Annotated in this window: 21 protein-coding genes; 10 read left to right on the top strand and 11 right to left on the bottom strand. The window is 58.5% G+C overall.

Features of this window, described 5'->3' with window-relative positions; translation table 11 throughout:
* Window positions 1–71: 71 nt before the first annotated feature.
* The 3 genes from BUB60_RS07145 to BUB60_RS07135 form a co-directional block, all read right to left on the bottom strand.
* On the bottom strand, window positions 72–1,271 hold the full coding sequence (locus tag BUB60_RS07145) for an NADP-dependent isocitrate dehydrogenase (RefSeq protein WP_073077194.1): 1,200 nt from the start codon (window positions 1,269–1,271) through the stop codon (window positions 72–74).
* Window positions 1,272–1,372: 101 nt separating this feature from the next.
* A complete protein-coding gene (locus tag BUB60_RS07140; protein WP_073077615.1) occupies window positions 1,373–3,622 on the bottom strand; it encodes a hydratase in 2,250 nt (749 codons plus the stop codon).
* 424 nt (window positions 3,623–4,046) lie between these two features.
* Window positions 4,047–4,781, bottom strand: coding sequence for an RsmE family RNA methyltransferase (locus BUB60_RS07135; protein ID WP_073077191.1), 735 nt, complete (start codon window positions 4,779–4,781; stop codon window positions 4,047–4,049).
* A gap of 149 nt (window positions 4,782–4,930) precedes the next feature.
* Between BUB60_RS07135 and BUB60_RS07130 the strand changes: the two genes are divergently transcribed.
* Complete coding sequence (locus tag BUB60_RS07130; protein WP_073077189.1) at window positions 4,931–5,440, top strand: ferritin-like domain-containing protein; 510 nt, start codon at window positions 4,931–4,933, stop codon at window positions 5,438–5,440.
* A 232-nt stretch (window positions 5,441–5,672) separates the two neighbouring features.
* The gene (locus tag BUB60_RS07125; RefSeq protein WP_073077186.1) at window positions 5,673–7,616 is read left to right on the top strand and encodes an oxidoreductase; all 1,944 of its coding nucleotides are present in this window, start codon (window positions 5,673–5,675) and stop codon (window positions 7,614–7,616) included.
* Between the two features lie 52 nt (window positions 7,617–7,668).
* On the opposite strand, the gene BUB60_RS07120 is transcribed toward BUB60_RS07125, so the two are convergent.
* Window positions 7,669–8,877, bottom strand: coding sequence for an ATP-binding protein (locus BUB60_RS07120; RefSeq protein WP_073077612.1), 1,209 nt, complete (start codon window positions 8,875–8,877; stop codon window positions 7,669–7,671).
* Between the two features lie 227 nt (window positions 8,878–9,104).
* Here BUB60_RS07120 and BUB60_RS07115 point away from each other — a divergent pair, with 227 nt between their 5' ends.
* The 4 genes from BUB60_RS07115 to BUB60_RS07100 are packed head-to-tail and all read left to right on the top strand — an operon-like array spanning window position 9,105 to window position 12,229.
* Complete coding sequence (locus BUB60_RS07115) at window positions 9,105–9,728, top strand: TetR/AcrR family transcriptional regulator (RefSeq protein ID WP_073077184.1); 624 nt, start codon at window positions 9,105–9,107, stop codon at window positions 9,726–9,728.
* Window positions 9,725–10,606 (top strand): ABC transporter ATP-binding protein, encoded by an 882-nt coding sequence (locus tag BUB60_RS07110; RefSeq protein ID WP_073077182.1) that lies wholly within the window; start codon window positions 9,725–9,727, stop codon window positions 10,604–10,606. The genes BUB60_RS07115 and BUB60_RS07110 overlap by 4 nt, the downstream gene beginning before the upstream one ends.
* Window positions 10,607–10,621: 15 nt before the next feature.
* A complete protein-coding gene (locus BUB60_RS07105; protein ID WP_073077180.1) occupies window positions 10,622–11,422 on the top strand; it encodes an ABC transporter permease subunit in 801 nt (266 codons plus the stop codon).
* A 15-nt stretch (window positions 11,423–11,437) separates the two neighbouring features.
* Window positions 11,438–12,229, top strand: a complete 792-nt coding sequence (locus BUB60_RS07100; protein WP_073077178.1) for an ABC transporter permease — start codon at window positions 11,438–11,440, stop codon at window positions 12,227–12,229.
* A gap of 286 nt (window positions 12,230–12,515) precedes the next feature.
* Here BUB60_RS07100 and BUB60_RS07095 read toward each other — a convergent pair whose 3' ends face one another.
* The 3 genes from BUB60_RS07095 to BUB60_RS07085 form a co-directional block, all read right to left on the bottom strand.
* Window positions 12,516–13,412, bottom strand: a complete 897-nt coding sequence (locus tag BUB60_RS07095) for a hypothetical protein (RefSeq protein ID WP_073077176.1) — start codon at window positions 13,410–13,412, stop codon at window positions 12,516–12,518.
* 77 nt (window positions 13,413–13,489) lie between these two features.
* Complete coding sequence (locus BUB60_RS07090) at window positions 13,490–14,482, bottom strand: HAAS signaling domain-containing protein (protein ID WP_073077174.1); 993 nt, start codon at window positions 14,480–14,482, stop codon at window positions 13,490–13,492.
* Window positions 14,479–14,820: a PadR family transcriptional regulator gene (locus BUB60_RS07085; protein WP_073077172.1), complete on the bottom strand. Its 342-nt coding sequence runs from the start codon at window positions 14,818–14,820 to the stop codon at window positions 14,479–14,481. The genes BUB60_RS07090 and BUB60_RS07085 overlap by 4 nt, the downstream gene beginning before the upstream one ends.
* 149 nt (window positions 14,821–14,969) lie before the next feature.
* On the opposite strand from BUB60_RS07085, the gene BUB60_RS07080 reads away from it, so the two are divergent.
* Both BUB60_RS07080 and BUB60_RS07075 read left to right on the top strand, forming a co-directional pair.
* On the top strand, window positions 14,970–15,485 hold the full coding sequence (locus BUB60_RS07080; protein WP_143162295.1) for an HD domain-containing protein: 516 nt from the start codon (window positions 14,970–14,972) through the stop codon (window positions 15,483–15,485).
* 88 nt (window positions 15,486–15,573) lie between these two features.
* Window positions 15,574–17,004, top strand: coding sequence for a DUF342 domain-containing protein (locus tag BUB60_RS07075; RefSeq protein WP_073077170.1), 1,431 nt, complete (start codon window positions 15,574–15,576; stop codon window positions 17,002–17,004).
* 1,306 nt (window positions 17,005–18,310) lie between these two features.
* Here BUB60_RS07075 and hcp read toward each other — a convergent pair.
* Together hcp and BUB60_RS07065 are read right to left on the bottom strand one after the other, a co-directional pair.
* Window positions 18,311–19,879, bottom strand: a complete 1,569-nt coding sequence (gene hcp / locus BUB60_RS07070) for a hydroxylamine reductase (protein WP_423242346.1) — start codon at window positions 19,877–19,879, stop codon at window positions 18,311–18,313.
* Window positions 19,880–20,213: 334 nt separating this feature from the next.
* Window positions 20,214–20,909, bottom strand: coding sequence for an ATP-binding protein (locus tag BUB60_RS07065; RefSeq protein ID WP_073077166.1), 696 nt, complete (start codon window positions 20,907–20,909; stop codon window positions 20,214–20,216).
* Between the two features lie 101 nt (window positions 20,910–21,010).
* Between BUB60_RS07065 and BUB60_RS07060 the strand changes: the two genes are divergently transcribed.
* Both BUB60_RS07060 and BUB60_RS07055 read left to right on the top strand, forming a co-directional pair.
* A complete protein-coding gene (locus BUB60_RS07060; protein ID WP_341444161.1) occupies window positions 21,011–21,697 on the top strand; it encodes a Crp/Fnr family transcriptional regulator in 687 nt (228 codons plus the stop codon).
* A gap of 112 nt (window positions 21,698–21,809) precedes the next feature.
* The gene (locus BUB60_RS07055; RefSeq protein WP_073077164.1) at window positions 21,810–23,714 is read left to right on the top strand and encodes a trypsin-like peptidase domain-containing protein; all 1,905 of its coding nucleotides are present in this window, start codon (window positions 21,810–21,812) and stop codon (window positions 23,712–23,714) included.
* A gap of 89 nt (window positions 23,715–23,803) precedes the next feature.
* On the opposite strand, the gene BUB60_RS07050 is transcribed toward BUB60_RS07055, so the two are convergent.
* On the bottom strand, window positions 23,804–25,423 hold the full coding sequence (locus BUB60_RS07050) for an ABC1 kinase family protein (protein WP_073077161.1): 1,620 nt from the start codon (window positions 25,421–25,423) through the stop codon (window positions 23,804–23,806).
* On the bottom strand, window positions 25,395–25,826 hold the full coding sequence (locus tag BUB60_RS07045) for a hypothetical protein (protein WP_073077159.1): 432 nt from the start codon (window positions 25,824–25,826) through the stop codon (window positions 25,395–25,397). Before BUB60_RS07045 ends, BUB60_RS07050 begins: the two co-directional genes overlap by 29 nt.
* Window positions 25,827–25,880 lie beyond the last annotated feature (54 nt).

Below are 25,880 nucleotides of genomic sequence, written 5' to 3'. Positions count from 1 at the left end.
AAGCGGTTTCTCAGCGGCGGGGCTTTAGCGTTCCGCCGCAGAGAAAAGGGACGCCGCGTGATCCCTTAGTTTTATAGTTTCGATGCGACAGCGTCGATAAATTCCTCGGTGGTGACGGCGGCGGCCTTGAAGCCGCTATCCGTGAGGGCGGCCAGCTCCTTTGGCATGCTGCCGCTCATGAGGGTGTCGAAGCATGCTTTTTCGAGCCTGTCGGCGAATGAGACCAAATCGCCGAGCCCGTCCAGCTCTCCCCTTTTCCGCAGTGCGCCCGTCCAGGCGAAGATCGTCGCCATAGGGTTCGTGGAGGTCTTCTCGCCCTTGAGGTGATTGTAATAATGCTTTGTCACGGTGCCGTGGGCGGCTTCAAACTCGCAGGTGCCGTCCGGGGCTACCAATACGCTCGTCATCATCGCCAGGGACCCGAAGGCCGTGGAGATCATGTCGCTCATGACGTCGCCGTCGTAGTTCTTGCAGGCCCAGATAAAGCCGCCCTTGGAGCGGATGACGCGCGCCACCGCGTCGTCGATGAGCGTATAGAAATATGTGATGCCGAGGGCGGCGAACTTTTCCTTATAGGCCTCGAACTCCTCCTCGAAGATCGCCCGGAACTGGCCGTCATAGACCTTGGATATCGTGTCCTTCGTGGAAAACCAGACGTCCTGCTTTATATCGACGGCGTACTGGAAACACGCTTTGGCGAAGGAGCGGATGCTGTCCTCCCTGTTGTGCATGGCCTGCCACACGGCGGGCCCTTTGACCTTCTGGACGGAGACGGTCTTTTCCGTGCCGCTGTCGCCCTTGAAGGTCAGCGTGCACTCCCCCGGCTCGCCGGTGACCAGCTCGACGGCCTTGTAGATATCGCCGTAGGCGTGACGGGCCACCGTGATCGGCTTTTCCCAGTTTTTGACGACGGGCTTCACGCAGTCGATGATGATGGGCGTCCTGAAAACGGTGCCGTCCAGGATGGCGCGGATGGTGGCGTTGGGCGACTTCCACATCTCGGTGAGCTCCGGGTATTCGGCCATGCGCTGCTTGTTCGGCGTGATGGTGGCGCATTTGACGGCGACGCCGAGCCTCTTCGTGGCGTTGGCCGCGTCCACCGTCACCTGGTCCTTCGTCGCGTTGCGGCTTAGAAGGCCGAGGTCGTAATATTCCGTCTTCAGGTCAACATGCGGCAGAAGGAGCTTGTCCTTGATCATCCGCCAGATGATCCTGGTCATCTCGTCGCCGTCCATCTCCACAATCGGCGTTGTCATTTGTATTTTGGGCATGTAGGGTCAGTCTCCTTTTAAGGTGTGATCAGGGCGAAGCCCCATAAAAAGGGGTCATAGGGCGCAGCCCTATACCTCTATTGGGCGGGCGGGCGGATGGGCTATTTGCCGTAGCCTGCCGCGTAGTAGTTCATGAGGCAGCCCTCGGTGAGGATCAGCTTTTCGTCGGGGCTGAGGCCCTTGCAGTAGAGTGTGATGTCCTTCACGCCGTCCTTGGTGACGGCCTTGCCGGGGATGGTCTCGACGCCGTTCAATATCGCCTGGCGGATGCCGGGGACATAGACCCAGTCGCCGTCGGTATACGCAAACGGCTCGCTCTTGTCGATGGTGAACGGGACGATGCCCCAGTTGAGGCAGTTGGAGCGGTAACGCTTCGTGGCGTACTCAAAGCAGATATTCGCCCAGCCGCCCAGGACCTTCTGGCAGGAGGCCGCCTGCTCGCGGGCGCTGCCGTCTCCGGGCTTTTTGGCAAAGACGCAGGAGCCCACCGTCGTCTTTTTGACGTCTCCGCCGACCTTTTTGAGAACCTCCGCCACGTCGGCGGGCGCTCCCCCGTTCCGGCGCGCCGCCTCAAGCTCGCGGACCGCCTTGCTGCGCCCCACGTATTCCGGCACGCGCCGCGACAGCGTAAACTCGGACAAGGCGATGGGATTGGAGCGGTAGGAGGACGTTTCGCCGGAGGGAATGAGCTCGTCCGTCGTGGTGACCTCGTCCCGGATGACGGCGCAGAGCCTTACCAGCAGATCGTCGTCCATGCGGTACATCTTCGGCCAGTCGGCGATATTGGGGCCGAACCGGAGCTCCACGGACGGGTCCGGCCGGCCGAAGCCGTTGTAGACGCGCTTTTCGTAAATGGCGGGGTCGTATTTGTATTCTCTCGGCGTAACAGTATAGTCGATATCGGTGGCCGCCGTGAGGATGCCGCCGTTTGCCGCCGTAGCCGCGATGGAGCGCGCGTCCATAAGCGCCACCGCCGCGATCTGGCCGCCCGACGGCTTGGAGCCCTCACGGTTGGCAAAGTTGCGCGTGGCGTGGCGGATGGAGAGCGTGTTGTGGGCCGGCGTATCGCCCGCGCCAAAGCAGGGCCCGCAGAACGCCGGTTTGATCAGCGTCCCGGTTTCCATGAGCGCTGCGGAAATGCCGTCCTTCGTCATGGCAAGGCCGACGGGCGTGGACGACGGATAGACGGACAGCGAAAAATAACCGTCGCCCACCGATTTGCCGGCGAGGATGTCGGCCGCCTCGGAGATGTTCTCATACATGCCGCCCGAGCAGCCGACGATAACGCCCTGCTCCACGGCGACCTGCCCCTTATCGTTGATGCTGCGGCGCAGGTCCAGCGCGACGTGCCCGCCCAGCTCCTTGTTGCACTCCGCTTCGATCTCCGTAAAGATGCGCCCGGGATCCTTCTGGAGCTCATGAATGGTGTAGGCCTTGGAGGGGTGGAACGGCAGCGCGATCATCGATTCCATCTCGCTCAGGTTCACGCTGACCATAGAATCATAGTACGCGCCGTCGGCCGGTGTCATTTTGGCGTACGCCTCGGGGCGGCCGACATTTTTGTAGTACGCCGCGACCTTGTCGTCGGTGATCCAGATAGAGGACAGGCAGCTCGTCTCCGTCGTCATGACGTCGACGCCGATGCGGAAGTCCATGGACAGCGCCTCGATGCCCGGGCCGGCAAATTCCATGATCTTATTCTTCACAAAGCCGCTTTGGAACGTCGCGCTCACCAGCGCGATGGCCACATCATGGGGCCCGACGCCGTGCGGGACCGTCCCCTCCACCCAGACGAGGACGACCTCCGGCGCGTCCACGTCGTATGTATTCTCCAAAAGCTGCTTGGCCAGCTCTCCCCCGCCCTCGCCGACCCCCATGGCGCCGTAGCAGCCGTAGCGGGTATGGGAGTCCGAGCCTAGGATCATCTTGCCGCAGCCGCAGAGCGCCTCGCGGGCGTACTGATGGATGACGGCCTGATTGGCCGGGACGAAGATGCCGCCGTATTTTTTCGCGGCGGAAAGGCCGAAGGCGTGGTCGTCCTCGTTGATCGTGCCGCCGACGGCGCACAGGCTGTTATGGCAGTTCGTCAGCGCGTACGGGATCGGGAACTTCGTCATTCCCGAGGCGCGCGCCGTCTGGATGATGCCGACGTATGTAATATCGTGGGACACAAGGGCGTCGAATTTGACCCGGAGCTTTCTCGGGTCCGCGCTCTTGTCATGCTTCCGCAGGATCTGATACGCCATCGTCCGCTCGCGGGCCTCGTCCGGCGCCGCGGCGCCCTTGGCCTCCGCCGCCGGCACAGGCTTTCCGTTGACCAGATAAACGCCGTTTTTGTGCAGTTCCGTCATTGACATGTCGATTTGCTCCTTAAAAAACAGGGCCCGGCCCTGGTATTTTTCGAATTAGTGAAGTGAATTTAAAGAGGGCAGAAAGGCGCGGAATCCGTATCCGCCCCGCTTGCTGGCGCTCACTGGCAACTGCGCAGCGACGCGGCACAAGCCAACTCCTTCAGTCGGCTCCGCCGACAGCTCCCTCCAAGAGGGAGCCGAGGGTTGTGCTTATCTGTTGGCGGCGTTTGCTAAAGAAGAGACTCAGCGGCGCCAACTAAGGCAGCGGGATGAGGTCATCCCGCCCTACGCATCCCAAGGGACTGAGGGGGCTCCCCTGCTAAGGGAGCCGTGGCTTCACCCCCCAGGGGGGCCGGGGCGAAGCCCCATAAAAAGGGGGTCATAGGGCGCAGCCCTATACCTCTGTCGGGCGGGCGGGCGGGAATTATAGATTGCCGGTGTGGTACATCACAGCCGCCAGCGCCGCGACGGGGGCCGTCTCGCAGCGCAGGATACGCGGGCCGACGGAAACGGACTTCATGCCGTTCTCCGCGGCAAACGCCGCTTCCTCCGGCTCAAAGCCGCCTTCGGGTCCCGTCATGATCGACACCGTCTTGACGCCGGCGCTGCCGTCCAGCACGTCCTTCAGGCTTTGCTGCTTTTCACTTTCGTATAAAAACAGGGGCAGCTCGTTTTTAGAGGCGCTGAGGACGGCGTTCTCAAACGAGTGCACGGCGGTGACCCAGGGGATCTTTCCGCGCCCCGACTGCTTGGCCGCCTCCTCGGCGATTTTCTGGAGCCGGCTCGTCTTGTGCAGGACGGAGAGCGTCTCCGGCTTTGAAACGCACCGGGCCGAGGGGAACAAAACGAGCTCCGTGGCGCCGAGCTCCACGGACTTCTGGACGACCGTCTCAAGCTTATCCCCTTTTGAATAGGCGGTGTAAACGGCGCAAAAAACAGAGGGCTCGCCGGCCGACGGGGCGATGTCGACGACCTCCGCCTCGGCGCCGTCGTCATTCAGCCGCGTCAGGCGGCAGGTATAATCCTGCCCGGCACCGTCGCAGACGGTGAAGCTCTCGCCGTGGCGGATGCGCAGTGCACGGAGATGTTCGATTTCCTTTGCGCTCAGATACGCGACGCCGCCGAAAATGTTCGAGGCGGCGATAAAAAATCTCGGCATCAAATTCCCTTCCTTTATCCGTTTTTTATTCTAACAGATTGCCTGCACTCTGGCAATATTGATTGCATAGTATAATTTAGTCCACGGTGCTCCCGCACCCTGGCGGAAAAGACAAACCCGATCTTCCCGCCCCCGGAAGGATTGATAGTATGGAGCGTGACAACGATCAGTTCGACAGGGCCAAGTTCGACGCTGTATGGCGGCGCGTGATGCCGGAGATGGCCGACGCCGTCCCGGAGCAGAAGCCGGCGGTCAAGCGGACCGAACCCGACGAAAACGAAAGACTCCGGGCCTTTATGGACGACGAGTCCTGCGACGCGCAGCTTTATTGCCTGCTTGCAAACAAATGCTCCGGGAACGCACGCCAGACACTCATGCGCATCTCCTGCGACGAGCGACACCACCTGAAAAAGCTGCGGGCCAAATACTTTATCCGCACCGGCGAGACATACACACCCCCAAGCACCTGCCCGCTGATCTGTGCCGTGCCCGACGCGCTCCGCCGGAAATATTCTGACGAGAAGGCTGGCGCGGCAGCCTACCGGGCCGCCGCCGGAGCCACACCGGACGCGGACCTGAAGGATACTTACCTCGCCCTCTCGGAAGACGAGGCCCGCCACGCCGGAATCATCGGCTGCCTCATTGAAAATATGTTTTGACATTGCGTCGTACATACCGTGCCGGAATACCGGCATGGTATGTTTTTTACCGGAACGGGACAGGCCGGAAATCCTCAGACGGCGCGGCCTGCCGTATGGGGACGCTTTGGGGCTTCATATAAAATCTTGCCCGTTATTTATTCTCTTACTACAGTTGACAAGGTCCTGGGGTAGAATTACAATTTATTTGATAAAAATGCCGCTTCTCCCCTTATGAAAGGAGACCAAAAGTATGAGCGATCTGAAATATCCGCATCTGTTCGAGCCGATCCAGGTGGCCGGCGCGCTTTTCCGAAACAGGCTTTTTTCGTCTCCCCAGGGCTTTTACAACCTGGGCCCGGACCTGTTCCCCAATGACGACATGGTCGCCTATTTCGAGACAAAGGCGCGGGGCGGCTTTGCCTCTGTCTGCGTGGGCGACTGCATCGTCGACTGGAAAAACGGCCGGCATTATGACTGGCTGATCCCGATGGACAACCCCAAAATGCTGCCGGGCCTTTCAAAGCTCGCCAGCGCCGTCCACCGCCACGGGGCGGTGGCCTCGGCGGAGCTGTCCCACGCGGGGATGTTCGCCAAGGCGTCCTTTGACGCGGGCGCGCCGATCAAGGGCCCCGTCAACATGGCGGGTAAATACGGCGACGTGACGGCCATGACGGAGGAGGATATCGCTCATGTGGTCGAGGCCTACGGCAAGGCTGCCGCGTTTGCCAAACAGTGCGGCTTCGGCATGGTGACGATCCACGGCGGCCACGGCTGGCTGATCCCGCAGTTCTGGTCCGGGCAGATCAACACCAGGACGGACCGGTGGGGCGGCAGCTTTGAAAACCGCATGCGCTTCCCGCTGGCCATCGTCGACAGCGTCCGGAAGGCCGTCGGCAAGGGCTTCCCCATCGAGTTCCGCATGAGCGGCTCGGAGACGAACCCGGACGGGTACGATATCGACGAGGGCATCGAGTTTGCAAAGGCCCTGGACGGCAAGGTGGACATCATCCACGTTTCCACGGGGAACCACGAGGTGCTGTCGGCCACGATCATCACACACCCCAGCATGTTCCTGGAGGACGGCTGCAATGTCAAATACGCCGCCGCCATCAAAAAGCACGTCAAAACCCACGTGGCCACCGTCGGCGCGTTCACGGACCCCGCGCACATGGAGGAGGTTCTGGCCTCCGGCCAGGCCGACATCATCGAACTGGGCCGCCAGACGCTGGCGGACCCGGACCTGCCGCTCAAGGCGCGCGCCGGCCGGGATGACGAGATCAACAAATGCATGCGCTGCTCGGCGTGCTTCGGCAATGTGGGCCGGCACCGCATCTTCTACTGCGCGATAAACCCCGTCGTCGGGCATGAGGATGAGGCCCGGTACCTCCCGCCCGTACGGGAGAAAAAGCGCGTGCTCGTCGCCGGCGGCGGCGTGGCCGGCATGCAGGCGGCATTGACAGCGGCCGAGCGCGGTCACAGCGTCACCCTCTGCGAGAAGGGCGGGAAGCTCGGCGGCGTCCTGCTCTGCGAGGATCAGATCTCCTTTAAGCAAAAGCTCAAGGCGTATCTGGAGCATCAGGCGCACATGCTCGCCAAGGCGCCCATCGAGGTCCGGCTGAATACAGAGGTGACGCCGGAATACGCCAGAGAGCTCCGCCCCGATGTGATCATCGCGGCATTGGGCGCGCGACCCTTTGTCCCGCCGGTCAAGGGCATCGACGGGCCTAACGTCCTGGGCGCGGAGGAGGTCTATTACCACCCCGAGCGCGCCGGAAAGCGTCTTGTCATCTTGGGCGGCGGCCTGGTGGGCATCGAGCTGGGCATACATATGGCGATGCTGGGCCGGGATGTGTCCATCGTCGAAATGCTCCCCGAGCTGTCCGTGGACAATTTCAGCATGCACACGCTGGCGCTGCTTGAGCAAATCGGCAAGCTCGGCATCAAGGTCCGCACCTCGACCGCCGTCAGCGAGATCACGCCGGCCGGCGTCACCGCCAAGGGCCCGGACGGGACGCTGGAGCTCCCCGCCGACACCGTCGTTTACGCCGTGGGCCAGAAGCCGCTCCGCGATGAGGCCGCCGCCCTCGGCGGCTGCGCGGGCGAGTTCTACCAGCTGGGCGACTGTGTGACCCCCAGAAACATCCTTGCCGCCACCCAGGCCGCCTGGACGGTTGCCCGGGATATCGGGCGATAAGCATTGAATAAACGAAGCAGGGGCCGCGGCCCCTGCTTTTGCTTTTTACTGGTTATCCCGGCTGCTTTGCGGCCAGGTCGTCGGCGAACTGGCGGGCGGTGCGGGGCGTTCTGGCGCCGTGCTCGATCGCCCACTGCAGCGCCGCCCGGTGCAGCGCGGCGTCGTCCATAGCCACGCCGGCCTGTCTGGCGAGAGTCTCGGCTGTTTTCAGGTAATCCTCCTGGTTCAGCGAGAAAAACGGAATCCGCAGGCCGAAACGGTCCGACAGAGACGTCTTCTCCTCCACCGTCTCCTCGTTGTTCATCTCGTCCCGGTCGGAAAAGTTCCGCCGGACGAGCTGGCGGCGGTTGGAGGTGACGTAGACCGCCACATTCGGCGGCCGCCGCCCCAGGCTGCCCTCCAGTATCACCTTGAGCGCGGAAAACTTGGCGTCGCCGTCCTCAAAGGAGAGATCGTCGATGAATATGATAAACTTCCGGGGCCGCCAGGCCAGCTCACTCAGAAGGTCGGGCAGGCCGGTCAGGCTCTGCTTCGGCACCTCTATGAGCGTCAGGCTTGAAAACTCCGTCACGTTGAGCATGGACTTGACGGTGGCCGACTTCCCCGTGCCGCTGTCGCCGTAGAGCAGGATATTATTGACGAACCGGCCGGCCAGGAGTGCTCTTGTGTTCTCCAAAACGGCCTGCCGCTGCCAGTCGTAACCGACAAGCCTGTCAAACCGGACCGGGTCCGGCGAGGCTACGGGCGTCATTTTATCGCCCGACCACAAAAAGGCCCGGTATTTGGCCAGCGGGCCGGACCCGTTCTGCCTGTAAAAGGATTTCAGCGCGTCAAAGGACAGCGAGACGCCTGTCTCCCATTCGGGCAGCGTGCCGATAATGTCGTTATAGCCGCCCGGCAGATGCATCAGCTGGCGCTTGATATCTTCGCAGGACAGGCACGCGGCCTCCGACAGGATGCGCACGTCCCGCTCGGCCGCCGCTAGGTAGGACGCCTCGGCCGCTCCCGTCGCCATCGCCTTTGCAAAAGGCAGCTCGGAATATTTTAAAACGTCGAGCACATATTCGCCCACGCCCGCAAACCCCGCCTCCCGCAGGCGGTAATAAACGCCGGCATAGCGGCAAGAAGCCTCTGTCACATCGCCGTCTGACGCGGCGCGGCACAGCCTGTAAAACGACGAGAGCACGGACGAATCCATGACCGGCCTGAAAACAGTGAGCGTATCGAGCGAAAACGTCAGACGCTTGAAAATCGTATCCATAAAAAACCGTCTTTCCTGATGATGCGCATATTGTAGCATAAAGGCGGTTTTGATACAACGGACCACCGGGGCACCGGATACAAAACGCGCCGCTGCCATGCCGCGCTTTTTATTCAAAATTCCAAAAACATCCCCCCGGAGGAGCCTTGAAAAAAATAGTCAACGGCGTACAATGCATTCAGATTGACCGGACCGGTTAAACCAAGTCAGTCAGGGAGGTGACGGAGATGAACGAAAAGTTCTATGAGCTGCCGGAGGAAAAGCAGCAGCGGATCATCAACGCGGGCTTCGAGGTCTTCGGCCGGAGCGATTACAGGCATGCCTCGACGGAGGATATCGCCGCCAAAGCCGGAATTTCCAAGGGGCTTTTGTTTTACTATTTCCACGACAAGCGGACGCTCTATTTATTCCTGTTCGAAAAAGCGGCCGGCATGCTCAAGACGCACGTCGTCGACACGCGCCTCGGGGAGATCACCGATTTCTTTGAGCTGTGCGCCTATGCGGCCGAGCGCAAATGCGAGATGCTGCGCCAGAGCCCGTATATCATGGATTTCATCGTCCGGGCCTTCTACTCGCAGCGCGAATCGGTTTCCGAGGATATCAACCGGAAGGTAAAGGACGAGACGGCGAACATATTCGCCACCTATTTCTCAAATATCGATTTCTCTAAATTCAGGGACGACGTGAACCCGAAGGATATCTTTCAGATGCTCACCTGGATGACGGACGGTTACCTGCACGAAAAGCAGCGGACAGGCCATGTTATCGGGTTTGAAGAAGTGATGGAAAAGTACAGGCTCTGGTCGGCCTATTTGAGGAACATGTCATACAAGGAGGAATTTCTGTCATGAGTGCGGTCATAGAAACAAAAAATCTGACGAAGTCTTACGGCAGGACCCGGGGCGTCGCCGACGTCAGCCTCGCCGTGGAGGAGGGCGAAATCTTCGGCTTTATCGGCCCCAACGGTGCGGGCAAGTCCACGACGATCCGGACGCTTTTGTCCCTCATTCACAAGACGAGCGGCGAGGCGAGAATCTTTGGGCTCGACTGCGAGGCGGACAAGGTCAAAATTCTGAAGGACGTGGGTTATCTGCCCAGCGAAGTCTTTTACTACGACAATATGCGGGCCGTCGACCTGTTCAAATACTCCGCCAGCTTTTACAAAAAGGACTGCTCGAAAAAGATCGGGGAGCTCGCCTCTCTCCTGCAGCTCGATCTGCACAAAAAAATCGAGGACATGAGCCTCGGCAACAAGAAAAAGGTCGGCATCATCCAGGGGCTCCTGCATTCGCCGCGCCTCATCATTCTCGACGAGCCCACCAGCGGACTGGACCCCCTGATGCAGAAGACGTTTTTCGACCTGATCAAAAAGGAGAACGCGCGGGGCGCCACGGTGCTCTTCTCGTCTCATATCCTCAGCGAGGTCCAGCGTATCTGCGACCGCGTCGCCATCATCAAGGACGGCCGGATCGTCAGCGTCCAAAAAATCAATGAGCTGCAGCAAAGCGCATATAAAGCCGTCAGCTTTACGGCGCGGGCGGGGGCCGACCTGCGCGGCTTTGCCGTGCCTGGCGCGCAGAACCTGGAGATTTCCGGGCAAAGCGCGGGCTTTATTTTCAAGGGCGACGTCAACGCGCTGCTGACAGAGCTTGGCAGATATCCTCTTGTCAACGTCGACATCACCGAACCGACCCTTGAGGAAATTTTCATGCACTACTATTCCGAATAGCGGGAGGCGAGCGGTTTGAACATCTATTCATACGAAATAAAATCCCAGCTTCGGACATACATCATCTGGAGCGTCAGCATCCTCGTTGTTTTCCTGATTTTCATGTCTGGACTGTACCATGTGTTCATGGACAGCAGGGCGGACGTTGAAAAAGCCTACAGCGGTTTCCCGCCGGCGTTTTCCGCCGCCTTCGGCATCGTCATCGAACAGATATTTACCTATGGAGGCTTCTTCCAGTTCATTTACACCTATATCGCCATCATCGGGGCGATCATGGCCGCCGCCGTCGCCATCTCGGCCTTTTCACGGGAAAAGCGCTCCAAATGCGTCGATTTCCTGCTGACGAAGCCGGTGGGCCGCGGGGCCATATTTACCGCAAAGCTGCTGGCCGGGCTCACCATGCTGGCCGTCACCAACATCCTGTTTGTCGCCGTTTCCATCCTCGTGCACAATGGCAGCGGACAGGACGCCGCCCAGCTTGACCGGGCGGTCTGGGCCTCCTGCGCCCTGTTCTTCATGCAGCTCGTTTTCCTCTCTATCGGCGCTCTGTACGCCACGTTTGCCAAAAAGGTGCGTTCCGTCCCGGGCATTGCCACGGCGCTGGGCTTTGCCGGCTTCATCCTGTCGGCGCTATACTCCCTGCTGCGCGAGGATGCCATTCGTTTTATCTCGCCGCTTACCTACTTTCAGCCCTATGCCGTTTTTTCAACCGGCGGTTTCGAGACACGGTACGCGGTGACGGCCGCCGCCGTTGCCGTCGCCTGTATCGGCCTGTCGTATGTGAAATACTGCAAGTACGACGTCCCGGCCCTTTAAAGGAGGCGTTGCATTATGAATATTTTCAAACGCGAGCTGCGCGCCGGACTGAAACCTTTCGTCTTCTGGATGATCGGAATGTTTGTCCTGGTTTTTGTCGGCATCGTCAAATATGAGGGCCTCAATACCGGAGGGGCGAGCATGTCGGATATGGTAACGTCATTTCCCCGTATCGTCCAGGCCGTGATGGGCATCGTCGGCGTCGACATCAACACACTCGGCGGCTATACGGCGATCCTCAACTACTACGTACTCATCTGCGCCGTCATTTACGCCGTCCATCTCGGCGCCGGCGCCGTGGTCCGCGAGTCCGTGGACAAGACGTATGAGTTCATTTTCACAAAGCCGGCTTCCCGGTCCCGCGTGCTGGCCGTGAAGCTGGCCGCTTCCTGGGTCTATCTCCTGCTCTTCTGCGTTTTCACCGCCGTGTTCTCCGTTATGGCCGTCGGCCTTTTAAAAACGTACGAAGATATCACGGCGACCATTTTGCTGTTCGCGCTGTCTGTTTTCCTCGTCGGTTCGCTGTTCATCGCGCTCTCCGCCTTCATGGCGGCCATGGCGAAGCGGCCCGACAAGGGGGCTCTCTACGGCAGCCTGGCCTTCCTGTACGCGTTCATTCTGGGCGTCATCTGCAACATGCTGGAAAACCCGGGCATCCTCAGGCTGATCTCTCCGTTCACATACTTTATCCCGGCCGATCTGATTGCCGGCAGGTTTGACCCCGTATATACGGTCATCGCGCTCCTGCTCGCCGCCGCGTTCCTTTTCGGCGCGTTTTTAAGATTTAAGAAGAAGGACCTGTCGTAAAGCGCAAGGATATAAAAAGCAAGAGGCAGCCGGGCTTACGGCTGCCTCTTGACAGACTGTCGATAAAGCCCTTTGGGCTTTATCCGACAAGGGGGTGCATGCAGCGCGCTCAGCCGCGCGCTGCATGAGAAGAGTCACTCCGGAGGCGCATGTCCTCCTGCGTGGCAGTTTTGAATTTATTTGCCGCTCCGGCGGCAAACTCTGGAGGCTTTCCCCTTGGTTTGCAGGTTCTTTGACAAGCTGGCAAGAGGCGGCCGGACTTACGGCTGCCTCTTGAGCTGTTTGTTTAAAAAATACCGGGTACGAGACGCGCTGCGGCAAGGCCTGTGATGAACGAAACGCTATTCGCCGCCAGCGCGTAAAAAACAGGCCTCCACTTCCCCGCCGGTTCTTTGCCGCCATACTGGTTCAGCGTGACGTAGTACACATAAGCCTCCAGCGCAAAGACAAGCAGCTCGAACAATATGTAATACCACACAAATGCCATTGGGCCCAAATTATAATCGACCACATTGAGCAGCACATTCAGTATTGTCTGCGTGGTCACGTTGGTCAGGCCAATGACGAGCAGCTGCTTTTTCGCCCTGAACCCAAAAAACAGCGCAATCACCAGCTCCACCGCGATCGTCAGGACGATCCTCGCCAGCAGCGAGACGAGTTCCCAATCATAGTTATAATTCCGAACGGCCGTGACCGTCCCGCCGTCCGTCCCCGATGACGCCCCGAGGCCCGACGCGTCCACCGTGTAATAGCTGTCGAAGGCGTATCTGGTGTAAATCTCAGCGCTCTTAACAAAGCTGTCCGTTTCGGGAAAATACATCAGAATCTTGAATTCCTCCGGGGGGAAATACCCCCAGGTGAATACGCTCCGGTCGTCGGGCTTCATAAAATACTGCAAAAAATAAAAGCCATCGCCGTCCCGGTACGAGACGAATTTCTCCCATATCTTATACTTGACGTCGTCTTCCTTATAGGGGGCATAGTCCGGCACGTTATTGTACACCGAGTACGGCCCGGTGGACGAGGTTTTAGACAAGAGCGTCACATAGCAGTTCTTCTCCCCGAGCCCCTTGAAACTGACGACAACGGACGGCTTCGGCCCCGTATCGGCGGACGCCGTCGTCTGCGTGGCCGTCAGCAGGGCCAAAAAGCACAGAAGCACCAAAAGCGGCTTTTTATACATCCCCGTTCCCCCTCCGGGCCAGTTTACCGCTGTTTACCAATTAATTCAAGCCGCTGGCGCGTCAAATCGAGCGCCGGTCATTTGTAATTTTTGGCCGTCCTGTCGATTGTCGCAATAATATCACCGATAGCCCCGACGACGATGAGCACGGTCAGGACCGTGACGGCAATGCCGACGTACCCGGACATTGCCCTTTCCGTCACCTGGACCTTTTCGGCAAACCGCGCGATAAAGGCCCCGGTGAAGACGCCCGGATTGTTGATGAACGTCACGCCGATCACAGCTCCGATGATGCCGCAGAGACAATGCATGGCCGCCACGGCGATATTCCACCGGCCAATGACAAGCTTCAGCATCGCGACGGCCAGCGTCAGCGCCATCATGGAAACAAAGAACGGCAGAAACCGCTGTACGAGCTGGCTGTCAAAAAGCGCTACCGTGGGCGCGCCGGTCTCGTACCAGGCGATAAATGGGGGCTGCCGCAGCGTACCGGCCAAGAAAAGCGCAGTGAACAGTATGGAGAAAATGGCCCTCGCGACGGCGTCGCCGCGCCTGATCAGGCCCTTTGCGTTTGCCGGGACCTCCGGCAGATATTTCGGTGACCAGGGACGCGCGTTCTTTTTGCCGCCGAAATGCTCAATGCAGAAAAATACGATCGTCACCCAGAAAAACGCATAAACGACACCGTCGAAAGCGCCGCCGATAAAGCCCGCGATCACCGATACCACCGCCGAAACGATGTCCGTGCTCCCGGCGTCGCTGAATACGATCTTGAAAACCGCCAGCGCCGCCAGCAGCGCTCCGAGACAGATGCCGGCAATCTTCAGTACCATCAGATACTCGTCAAAAAATTCGGGCGAGATCAGATACCGCGGCCGCGGGTTGTACCTGACGGCCAGCTTGGCCGGGCTGCCAAGCTCGGTGAGAACTTTTTCGATATCGCCCTGGCCGGGGTTTTCCGGCAGCATATCCTCGATATTGGAGCGGAGCTCACGCTCCACGTCCGCGCGCATCTCCTCCGGCAGCCGGCGCGACACGTCGTACAGGTACCGGTCAATCAGATTTTTCATATCTTCGTCTCCCTCAACAGCCCGTTTATCGACTGACATGTTTTCATCCACTCGTCTTTAAGGGCCTCATAGATTTCCCGTCCGGCGCCGCTCAGCACGTAGTATTTTCGCGGGCGGGCCGATGATGTGTCCCAGCTGTTTTCAAGCAGGCCCTGGGATTCAAGCCGGCGCATGAGAGGATACAGCGTATTCGCTTCAATCTGGATCCCCTTCCCCTCGAGGCTTTGCAGCAGCGAATAACCGTACTGCGGCTTCTCCAGCTGACTCAGCACGGCGAGCGTCAGCGTCCCTCGCCGCAATTCCGTGATCATGCCCGCGAGCAGGCTCTGATTAATCATGGTATCGCCTCCTGATCGTATTATACTGTGCACCGCACAATATTGTCAACGCCTATTATTATGATTATTATATTATTTAAAATCTATTGTTTTTGTAAATTAATCCGATATATTATGTAAAATGTAATTGCGTGAGGAAGGTGACGTTTTTGAGCACTGTCGGTCAGGTTTTGGACGCAATGATCGGCTATTATGCCGGGGACGTCCGGCGCATCAACCATTTCCTCAAAGTGTACGGCTTCGCCAGGTCAATCGGCGAAAAGGAAGGCCTCACTTCGGACGAGTTGCTGATTCTCGAAATTGCCGCGCTGACGCACGACATCGGTATTCGCAACAGCGAAAAGAAGTACAACAGCGCCGCGGGAAATTATCAGGAGCTCGAAGGCCCGCCGGAGGCCCGTAAAATGCTGGAGTCTCTTGGCTTTGACAAGCGTGTCGTCGACCGCGTCTGCTGGCTGATCGCGCACCACCACACGTACGGCGCCCTCGACGGCCCGGACCACGCCATTCTTGTTGAAGCCGACTTTCTCGTCAACGCCTTTGAGGATGCCATGCCGCTGTCCTCGATACGTTCCGTCAAAGAGAAAGTCTTTACGACCAGGACCGGAAAAATGTATCTCGATACCCTGTACATCAGCAAGACATCCGAGGGGACCGCACCGTGACACAGCGCCGTTCTGCAGCGATCGCCCGAAAAACTTATGCGGCGGAAGAACGGAAGAAACCATTTTATATGACGGGAGACGATACCCTATGAGTTCTCAGCCGGAAAACAACGGCATCAACAACAAATCCCCCGAGAGTACAGGTCCGGTAAAGGATGCGTCCGTAAAAGTCGTCATTATGGACAGCGGGATGACGGCGCGTATCCGGATCAGCCCGCCGCAGAATGGCGGCGCCGACGTCACCATGGACGGGCTCATGAAGCTTCTTACCAACGATAACTCGATAAAGAATATCGATCTGATGCGGCTGAAATCCCTGGCGGCAGATCCAGTGTACGACGACGACATCGTCGTTGCCACAGGGACGAATGCCGTCAACGGGACAGACGGTACGGTGACCTTCAACGTCAGGACCGAAAGCAAGGGCAAACCGAAGGAGTTTGAAAACGGCAAGGTCGATTATTTCGACTTGGGCATCATCGAAAATGTCGGCAAGGGCCAGACGCTCTGCACGCTGACGCCGCCCACGGAGGGTACGCCCGGCTATACGGTCAAGGGCGATATCGTAAAGCCCAAGGCGGGCAAGCCTGCCCCTATCGTCCCCGGCCCCAACACGGAGCTGAGTCCCGACGGCCTGCGCATCGTCTCCAAAATCGACGGGCAGTTCGAATTCGACGGAAAAAGAGTCTCCGTCAACGAGACGTACACCCTCAATCAGGACGTCGACACATCGACGGGGCACATCAAGGTTGCCGGAAATCTTGTCATACGCGGCATGGTAACGAGCGGCTTTACCATCGAAGCGGGCGGCTTTATCAACGTGGTCGGCGTGGTGGATTCGGCGACCGTCAGGGCCGGCAAGGACCTGAACCTGCAGGGCGGCGCCATCGGCAGCTCAATATCCTGCGGCGGCAGTCTGAAAAGCAGGTTCATTGAAAACTGCGCGGTCTCTGTCAAGGGCGAAATGCGTGCGGAATACATACTCAACAGCACCGTACGCTGCAAGAAAAGCCTCAAGACGGAGGGCGTCATCTCCAAAATCATCGGCGGCACCTGCATCGTCATGCAGAACGTCGAGTGCCGGACCATCGGCTCGGCGTCCGGCGTCAAAACAAAGCTGGAGATCGGCAACGATCCGGATCTTATTGAACGGCAGCACACCCTGATGGAGATGATCCCGGAGCTGGAAAAGCAGATGAAAAGCCTGGAGCCTCTGTTAAAGCTTTTAAACCAGCTGTCGGCGACAAACCGGCTCGACGAGACGAAGGCGCTCACGCTGGAAAAAGCGAGCTATACCTACAATACCAACGCCGAGACGCTGGAAAACGCCAGAAAAGAGCTCGAGGAGATCGGCAGCTCCATCAGCAACAAAAATTTTGGCAAGGTCATCTGCCCCGGCATCATATATCCGGGCACATTTGTGACGATCGGCTCGGCGAGCTATTCCGTCACGCAAAACCTGATGAACACCTCCCTGTATTATCACGAAGGCGAAATCGCCATCGGAGCGGCCAAATGAAATAACGCAGCAAGGCCAGAGGCAAAACCTCTGGCCTTGTGCTTGGACGGATCGACAGGCGCAATGTCTTAAGCATCGCGCCTGTGTTTTGTTTTTTGCGCTATGGAGGCAAACACAGCTCGCCCCTGCGGCATGCGTTGATCGCGTCGGGGTCGTACCCGCCCCCCGTAGGGCGTTGCTTCAAGGAGCCTGGGGACGACGGGGACGAGGACGAGGACGGAGAACGGCGGGCCATTTTCGTGAATCGCCCCTACATAGAACCATGAGGGTATTCTGTAAAGACAGGGTTCTATGCCTGCCCTCTTGTACCGTGCCGCGCCGACAGGAGTTCCCTCCTTCAGTCGCCTGCGGGCGACAGCTCCCTCGTCTGAGGGAGCAGGGGAAGACGGATTCGGCCCCACAGTGTCATTCCCGCGCAGGCGGGAATCCAAGCCTTCCCCTCGGGGAAGGTGGCGCGCAGCGCCGGATGAGGGCCTCCTGTGCCGCGCCCCGGCAAATCTTTTCATAATCAGATCGTGCTGTGATCCTCGCCGGCACGCTCAGTATAACATACTGAGCGTGCTTTTTCCGTTATAAGAAAGCCGTCTACCCACCCGCATACTTATTCGGCATAAAAAGACAAACGCCTCCAATCGGCGTTTTTTAAAATATAATATAACACAAATCAAGATTCTCAAAAACAAATTATCCAGCAACCGCAAGGCTTTGAGGGCTCTTCGAACGCGAAACATTTAATACTTTCGCAACATATCAAGGCAAATATCGCCCCACTCCAGCCCCTTTTCAAAGCTTTACAAGGCGTTTTTTAATCAATATCAGCCCCAAAACATCCAATAGGAACCCTTTTTCATCCAATACAAGCCTGTTTTTCTGTCGAATCCCTCGTAGGGGGCGATGCCCACAGGTCCCCGCCGCGCCAACAAGAGCAGGCGAGCACAGTTCGCCCCTACGGCATATCCTTATGGCTGTATGTAGGGGCGATTATCAATCGCCCGCCGTTCCCCATTCCCCGGCTCCCTCAGACGAGGGAGCTGTCGCCCGCAGGCGACTGAAGGAGGGAACTCCTCCCGGCGCCGCGCAAGTCCCTCATCCGGCGCTGCGCGCCACCTTCCCCAAGGGGAAGGCTTGGATTCCCGCCTTCGCGGGAATGACAATGCGGGCCCCGGGGCACAGCCCCGAGGAGGTCCGGGGCACAGCCCCGCAGGGGTCCGGGGCCGCAGCCCCGCAAGGGGTCTGGGGCGCAGCCCCATTAAGGGGTCATAGGGGGCGACAGCCCCCTATACCTTTATTGGGCGGGCGGGTGGGCTTATTTCAGGATCTTCTTCAGGTCCTCGTCCGGCGTGGAGACCGGAGAGATGTTAAAGTTCTCGACGAGGAAGTTCAAAACGTTGGGCGAGACGAACGCCGGCAGTGTGGGCCCGAGGTAGATATTCTTAATACCCAGCGCCAGAAGCGTCAGCAGGATGCAGACGGCCTTCTGCTCGTACCAGGAGAGCACCAGCGTCAGCGGCAGGTCGTTGACGCCGCAGCCAAAGGCTTCCGCCAGCGCGACGGCGACGCGGATGGCACTGTAGGCATCGTTGCACTGCCCCATATCCATCAGGCGCGGCAGCCCGCCGATCGTGCCCAGGTCCAGATCATTGAAGCGGTATTTGCCGCAGGCCAGCGTCAGGATGACGGTATCCTCCGGGGTCTTCTGCACAAACTCCGTGTAGTAGTTGCGGCCCGGCTTGGCGCCGTCGCAGCCGCCCACCAGGAAGAAGTGCTTGATGGCGCCCGCCTTAACGGCGTCGATAACGGTCCCGGCAACCGACAGGACGGTCCCGTGGCCGAAGCCGGTCATGACGGTGGCGCCGCCGTTGATGCCGGTCATCGCCTTGTCTTCCTTATAGCCGCCGAGCTCCAGCGCTTTTTTGATCACCGGGGTGAAGTCCTTGTCGTCCCCGATGTGGACGAGGCCGGGATACGCCACGACCTCCGTGGTATAGACGCGGTCCCGGTAGCTGTCTTTGGGCGGCATAAGGCAGTTGGTCGTAAAGAGGACGGGCGCCGGCAGATTGTCAAACTCCTTTTGCTGGTTCTGCCAGGCGGTGCCGAAGTTGCCCTTGAGGTGCGGGTATGCCTTGAGCTTCGGATAGGCGTGGGCGGGCAGCATCTCGCCGTGGGTGTAGATGTTGATCCCCTTGTCCTTCGTCTGCTCCAGGAGCTGATAAAGATCGTACAGGTCGTGGCCGGAGATAACGATGAACGGTCCCTTTTCGATGGTCAGCGGGACAGTGGTGGGCACCGGCGTGCCGTATGTATCTGTATTGGCCTTGTCGAGCATCTCCATGCACTTGAGGTTGACGTTGCCCACTTCCATGACGACGGGCAGCAGGTCGTTCATCCCCGCGTCGGTTCTGGCAATGGCCCGGAGCCCTGTGAAAAAGATTGCGTCCACGTCGTCGTTCGCATAGCCCAGCACCAGCGCGTGGTAGGCGTAAGCGGCCACGCCGCGCAGGCCGAGAAGTATCAGGGATTTCAGCGAGCGGATGTCCTCATCGACGCTCCAGAGCTTCAGCGGCTCGCCGGGGGTGCCGCAGTCCAGCCTGACACTCGGGTTCACGGCCGCTTTTTCCGCCTTGACGGCGTCGATCGTCTTATTGATGGCGTCCGCGTCAAAGCTGACGTTGGTGACGGTGGTGAAAAGTCCTTCGATCATCACCTTCACCGCGCTCTTCGACGGCGTTTTTCCGTCATAGGCGACGGCCAGGCCGATGAGCTCGCGGGTCAGGTCGTCCTGCAGGAGCGCCACGTCCTCGGTCTTGCCGCAGACGCCCGCTTTACCTGTGCAGGCCTTGCAGCCGGCCGCCTGCTCACACTGGAAACAAAACATACTCATTGATAGTTCCTCCTCATATAATTGTTTTTGGGTCTCGTTGATATATAAATTTGCTTGGTAAACACTTTGTGGCTGCCAGAGGCAAGGGCAGAGCCCTTGCCCTATAGCGCCCCCAGCCTTCCCGATGATGTCCCGCCGGAGTATGGGGCGCAGCCCCTTCAACAAGGGGTACGGGGCGAAGCCCGGGAGCGTTAGCGAGCCGCACCGGTATCGGCGCGTAAAATCGAGCGGCAGCGAGATTTATGCCGAGGCGGAATTCACTTCCGCCCGGCAGATTAAATCTAAAGGGGCCCCCCGCGCGGCCTGCCGCGTGGGGAAACGGGTGGGCTTATTCCTCTAAGATTTTGCCATCCGTCGAGATGACCGTAACGCTCCAGGGGATGAACTTCCCGCTGTTCTGCAGCGCTCTTTTCACCGCGTACTCAAGGCCGCCGCAGCACGGCACCTCCATCCGGACGATCTTGACGCTTTTGATATTGTTGCGCTTGATGATCTCCGTCAGCTTCTCCGCATAATCGCCCTCGTCCAGCTTGGGGCAGCCGATGAGCGTGACATGATTTTTGATGAACTTCCTGTGGAAATCGCCGTAGGCAAAGGCGGTGCAGTCCGCGGCGATCAGAAGATTGGCGTTGTCAAAGTACGGCGCGTTCACCGGCACGAGCTTGATCTGTACGGGCCACTGCATCAGCTCGCTGTCAACCGCCGCGCTCGGCGCGTCCGCGCGGCTTTCTCTTTCCAGCTTTTTGGCGTTGGACCCGGGGCATCCGCAGGGGGGCGCTTCCTTCTTCTCCGTCTTTGACGCCATGACGGCCGCGTGGTCATAGGCCGGCGCTTCCCGCTCCTCAAAGGTGATGGCGCCTGTGGGGCAGGCGGGCAGGCAGTCGCCGAGGCCGTCGCAGTAATCCTCCCGCGTCAGCTTTGCCTTGCCGTCCACCATTTTGATGGCGCCCTCGTGGCAGGCAGAGGCGCACAGGCCGCAGCCGGTGCATTTATCTTCATCTATCTTAATGATTTTTCTGATCATTTCGATGTCCTCCTTGATTTGTTGTCATTATCGTACTACAATAAGTCGATGGCGTATGTTGTTTTTACAACAGAGTAATATTTTTTTCGGAAGTGATATCTATGGTGGCAAAATATCTGCCGGTATTAAAAGAATGCCCGCTGTTCGCGGGCATCCAGGAGGCAAATATAGAGCAGATCCTCCCCTGCCTGTCGGCAAGCGTCCGGCAGGCGGAGAAAAACACGTTTATCGTATCCGCGGAGGACCAGGTCAATTTCGTCGGGTTGATCCTCAGCGGCAGCGTGCATATCGTCAGCGAGGATTTCTGGGGCCGAAAGGATATCCTCTCCCAGCTCGGCCCGGGCGAGCTCTTTGCCGAGTCCTTTTCCTGCGCGGAGGCGGAGCATATTCCCGTGAGCGTCATCGCGGTGGAAAATACCGAGGTCATGCTCCTGAGCTGCCGTAAGCTCGTTACGACCTGCTCGTCGGCCTGCGTTTTTCATTCGCGGCTCATATCCAACATGCTGCAGATCATCGCGGGCAAGAATATTCTGCTGATGCAGAAGATCGAACAGCTGTCCAAGCGGTCCACGCGGGAAAAAATTCTCGCCTATCTCTCTTCCGAGGCCAAGAAAGGCGGCGGCAATACGTTTGAAATTCCCTTCAGCCGCCAGGAGATGGCCGATTATCTCGCCGTCGATCGCAGCGCCATGTCCTCCGAGCTCGGCCGGATGCGCGACGAGGGCCTGATCGACTTTGACCGGAACCATTTCAGGCTGAAGGAATCCTATAAGGGCTTTGTATCATGATATTTGCGGCCTGTTATCGACATTTTACGACAGGACGTTGACAATAACCGTCCGCAGCTATACAATAAATGGTGTATATGCCATAATCAGTTCAATAAACCGGGGGTATCGTATGAAAAAGCGCGCCGTTTCCTTGCTGTGTGCAGTCCTCCTCGCAGTTTTCGTTTTACCGATCACTTCCCTCGCCGCCGGATCTCTCTCAAATTTTACAAAGGTCAACACCTATCAGAGCGGAAAGTTTTCCGACGTTTCGGACCAGTGGTTCGCGGCAAACGTTCAGGCGGCCTACGAATATGACCTGATGAGCGGCACCAGCACCACCGCGCCGACCTTCTCCCCTGACAATAATCTGACCATCGCGGAGGCCGTCAAGCTGGCCGCCTGCCTACATAGCATTTACAGCACGGGCGCGGCGAGCTTTGCCGCGGGAACCCCGTGGTATCAGCCCTACGCGGACTATGCGCTGCAGAACAACATCATCAGCGCGCCGTACGCCAATTACACGGCGGTCGCCACGCGGTCGGATTTCGCCGTGATTCTTGCCAGCGCGCTCCCCGACGAGGCGCTCACCGTCAAAAACGATATCGCCGACAACGCGATTCCCGACGTTCTGGTCAGCTATTCCTACGGGCCGGCGGTGTATAAGCTCTACCGGGCCGGTATCCTGACGGGCGACACCTCGGGGAACTTTAATCCCAGCAACAAGATCCAGCGCTCCGAGGTCGCCACCATCGTCACCAGGATGGCCAGCCCCGACCTCCGCAAGTCGGTCTCGCTGTCGTCAAAGGAGCTGACAGCCACCGAAATATCGGCCAAATGCGCGCCGGCCGTCTTTTACATCAACGTCTATGACGCCGCCGGAAAAAAGCTTGGAAACGCCAGCGGCTTTTTCATCAGCAGCTCCGGCCTCGCCGTAACCAATTACCACGTCATCAAGGGCGCGGCCTCCGCCAAGGTCACGACAAAGGACGGCAAGACCTATGACGTATCCGGCGTGTACGATTACAACAAGACAAACGATCTGGCGCTGCTGCAGGTAAACGGGACCGGCTTCCCGTATCTGTCCCTCGGCAACTCGGATACCGCCCTGACGGGGGCGACGATCTATGCCATCGGTTATCCGCTCGGCATCGACCAGACGTTTACGAAGGGCTCGATAACGAACGCGTCTCACCCCGATAACGGTGTGAATTACATTATGATCGACGCGTCGATGTCCCCGGGCAGCAGCGGCGGTGCTCTGGTCAACGCCTACGGGCAGGTCATCGGCATCACCAGCGGCGGTTATACCAGCGGCCAGAACCTGAACGTTGCGGTACCGGTCAATTTACTGCAGGCGCTCAAGCAAACCAATACAGTTTCTCTCGCGGCGATTGCCGCGTCGAATCCGGCGCTGTCGATCACGGCGTCCTCTTCCTCCGTCACCGTCGCCAAGGGCGCGCAGACAACCGTGACGCTGACAGCCAGCTCCGATGATTTCGATTCGATTGCGTATCTGACGGGCAACAAGTCTGTCGTCTCCTGTACATGGGGAAATCAGAGCGGTAATTCTTTTCCGCTGACCTTAACCGGTCTTTCCGCCGGTTCGACAACGGTCCAGGTCCTGCTGCTTGACCCCGACGACAACACGCTCGCGTCAACGACCATCAATGTCACAGTGACAGGCTCGGGATCAGGTACGAGCTCCACAACGTCTTATTATTCGGGGTATTCTCCGACCCCTGATTTTGGGGCATACGCCGGCGCGCCTTTATTTACGTCGTATTATGATGCGTCGATCGGCGGTACAGGATATTACTACGCGCTCTCCTCAATACCGATGGACCCCTCGGTTTATGTCCCCGGTTACAGCGCTTTGCTGCAGAACAACGGCTTCGATTACCTGGGCTCGTTTGTCGACGACAGCGGCAACACGGTTTTGACCTATCAAAACGACAGCGCAAACCTGGAGGTCATGACCGGTCTCTCCAGTTATAACGGTGTCAATTTCTTCCTGGTACTGGTCGTATCTGCTTAATAGTAAAATAACAGATTAAAGGCGCCGCAAGTCTGCGGCGCCTTTAATCATTGCTTCGGGAGCTGTGAAAGCTCCCAGCCTTTAATAATCTACAGTTTCTTTTTGATGATAATATCGAACACGAGCCAGGCGCCCAGAATGAAAGACAGCGTGTAGCCCAGCACGCCGAACAGCGGAATACCGAGAAGTGTCGGCTTCATGTCGGTAAGGCATATGAGGCTGGACCCGATCAGGATAGCGGCGCTGAGCAGGCTGATGATCAGCCTGTTGACCATATGGCTGATCTTCGACAGCGGCTCCTCGGAGCCGACCAGCTCGATATTCAGCTTGCTCTGGCCCTTGGAGGCCAGCTTCATAATCTCCATCAGGTTGGAGGAAAACTCCAGGGACCTGCCCCCGAGGCCGTAAAGCAGCCTGCCGTTCTTCTCCAGTATCTTTCTGAGATCGAATTCCTCAAACGACGCGCCGGCGACGGCGGCGGCGTACACGCTGATGACGTCCGTTTCCGGATCGACCTTGCCGATGACGCCCTCCATGGTGATCATGCCGCGGCCGAGCATGGAGATACCGGCCGGCATCGACAGCCCGTTGGTCTCGGCGATGGCCATCAGGTCCATGAAGGCCTGGCCGATATCCAGCCCGCCCAGATCGATGGCGCCGTATTTGTTCAGCATATCGTCGATGTCCGCCGACAGCCTGCTGTGGTTGATCTTGCCCGTATGCCTGCTGATGCCGAGGACCGCCTGCTTCAGCTCGTACACGTCGCACTGGACGATAGCCATCATCGATTTTTTCAAAAGCTGCCTGTCGTGAGCGGACAGCGTGCCGACCATGCCGAGATCAATGAAAACGATTTTCCCGTCACGGATCAGGATATTGCCCGGATGCGGGTCCGCGTGAAAGAAGCCGTCCTCAATCACCTGCTTGGCATAGCCGGCCGCCAGCTTTTGGGCAATGTCGTGCAGGTCGTAGCCCTCCTGAAGCAGCGCTTCGGTATCGTCGATCTGAATCCCTTCGATCCGCTCCATGCACAGGACCTTCGGCGTGGTGAGCTCCCACTCGACCTCCGGGAAGGCGACATATTTAAGCGCCCTGTTGAGTTCGCCGAAACGCCGGATGTGTTCGGCCTCCGTCATGAAATCCATTTCCTGCTTGGCGACCGCCCACATTTCATCCAGGACGCCGTTCAGGTCGATCACCTGCCCCGTCCTGCCGATGATTTTGATGATGACGGCCGCCTTGTGAAGCAGCCGGATATCCAGGCACATACGGTCATAGATATCGGGCCGCTGGACCTTGACGACAACACTCCTGCCGTTTTTCAAAACGGCGGCGTGCACCTGCGCGATTGACGCCGAGCCCAGCGGCTTTTCTTCCAGAGCGCTGAAAATCTCCCGGTAATCGTCGCCGTATTCGCTTTCCAGCACGGCCACGACCTCGGCAAACGCCATCGGCCTGACCTCCGTCCGAAGACGGGTCAGCTCCCTGCAGTATTCCTCCGGGATCATATCAGGGCGCATCGACAGGATCTGACCCAGCTTGATGAAGGTCGGCCCCAGGTCCTCCAGGATATGGCGAAGCTTTTCGGGCGATAACCCGTGGATCAGGTTGTACCGCCCGAAAACGCCGAGTATTTCTCTCAGTCTCTCGCCCGAGGAGCCGTCCTTTTGCTTTGGGTCCTCACATTTCCGACCCTTGGTCACCGTCATCTGTCCATTTCTTGCTGATTTCATCGAGCTTGGCTTTTATGGCGTCGATCTCCTCTTTGCTCAGCTCCTCCAGGCGGGAGGCGATGGACTCGGCGTTCATAATGACGTCCTTGCCGGTCTCCTCCAGGGTCTTTTCAACATCGGAGAGCTTTGTCCTGATCTCCTCCACTTCCTCCTTCGTCAGCTTTTCGAGCGCATCGGCGATGTCCCGCACATTGGCCCGGGCGGCGGCCCGTTTGCGCCGGAGCTCCTCGTTGACGACCTTTCCGCGCTGTACGGCCTCTTCTCCCTTGACGGCCAGCGCCTCTACGGCCTTGCCGACCGCATCCACCGACATGGCCGCCAGGCCCACGCCTGTATACAGCACTTTTTTAAGTCCTTCGTTTAAATTGTTTTCCGACATTTCAATTACTCCTTTTATGCGGGCTTCAGCCCGTTCATATGTTTTGATGCATTA

Origin of the sequence: Sporobacter termitidis DSM 10068 (assembly GCF_900130065.1) — a bacterium.
In the GTDB taxonomy this organism is placed as follows: Bacteria; Bacillota; Clostridia; order Oscillospirales; family Oscillospiraceae; genus Sporobacter; species Sporobacter termitidis.
This window is presented reverse-complemented; position numbering and strand designations above follow the sequence as displayed.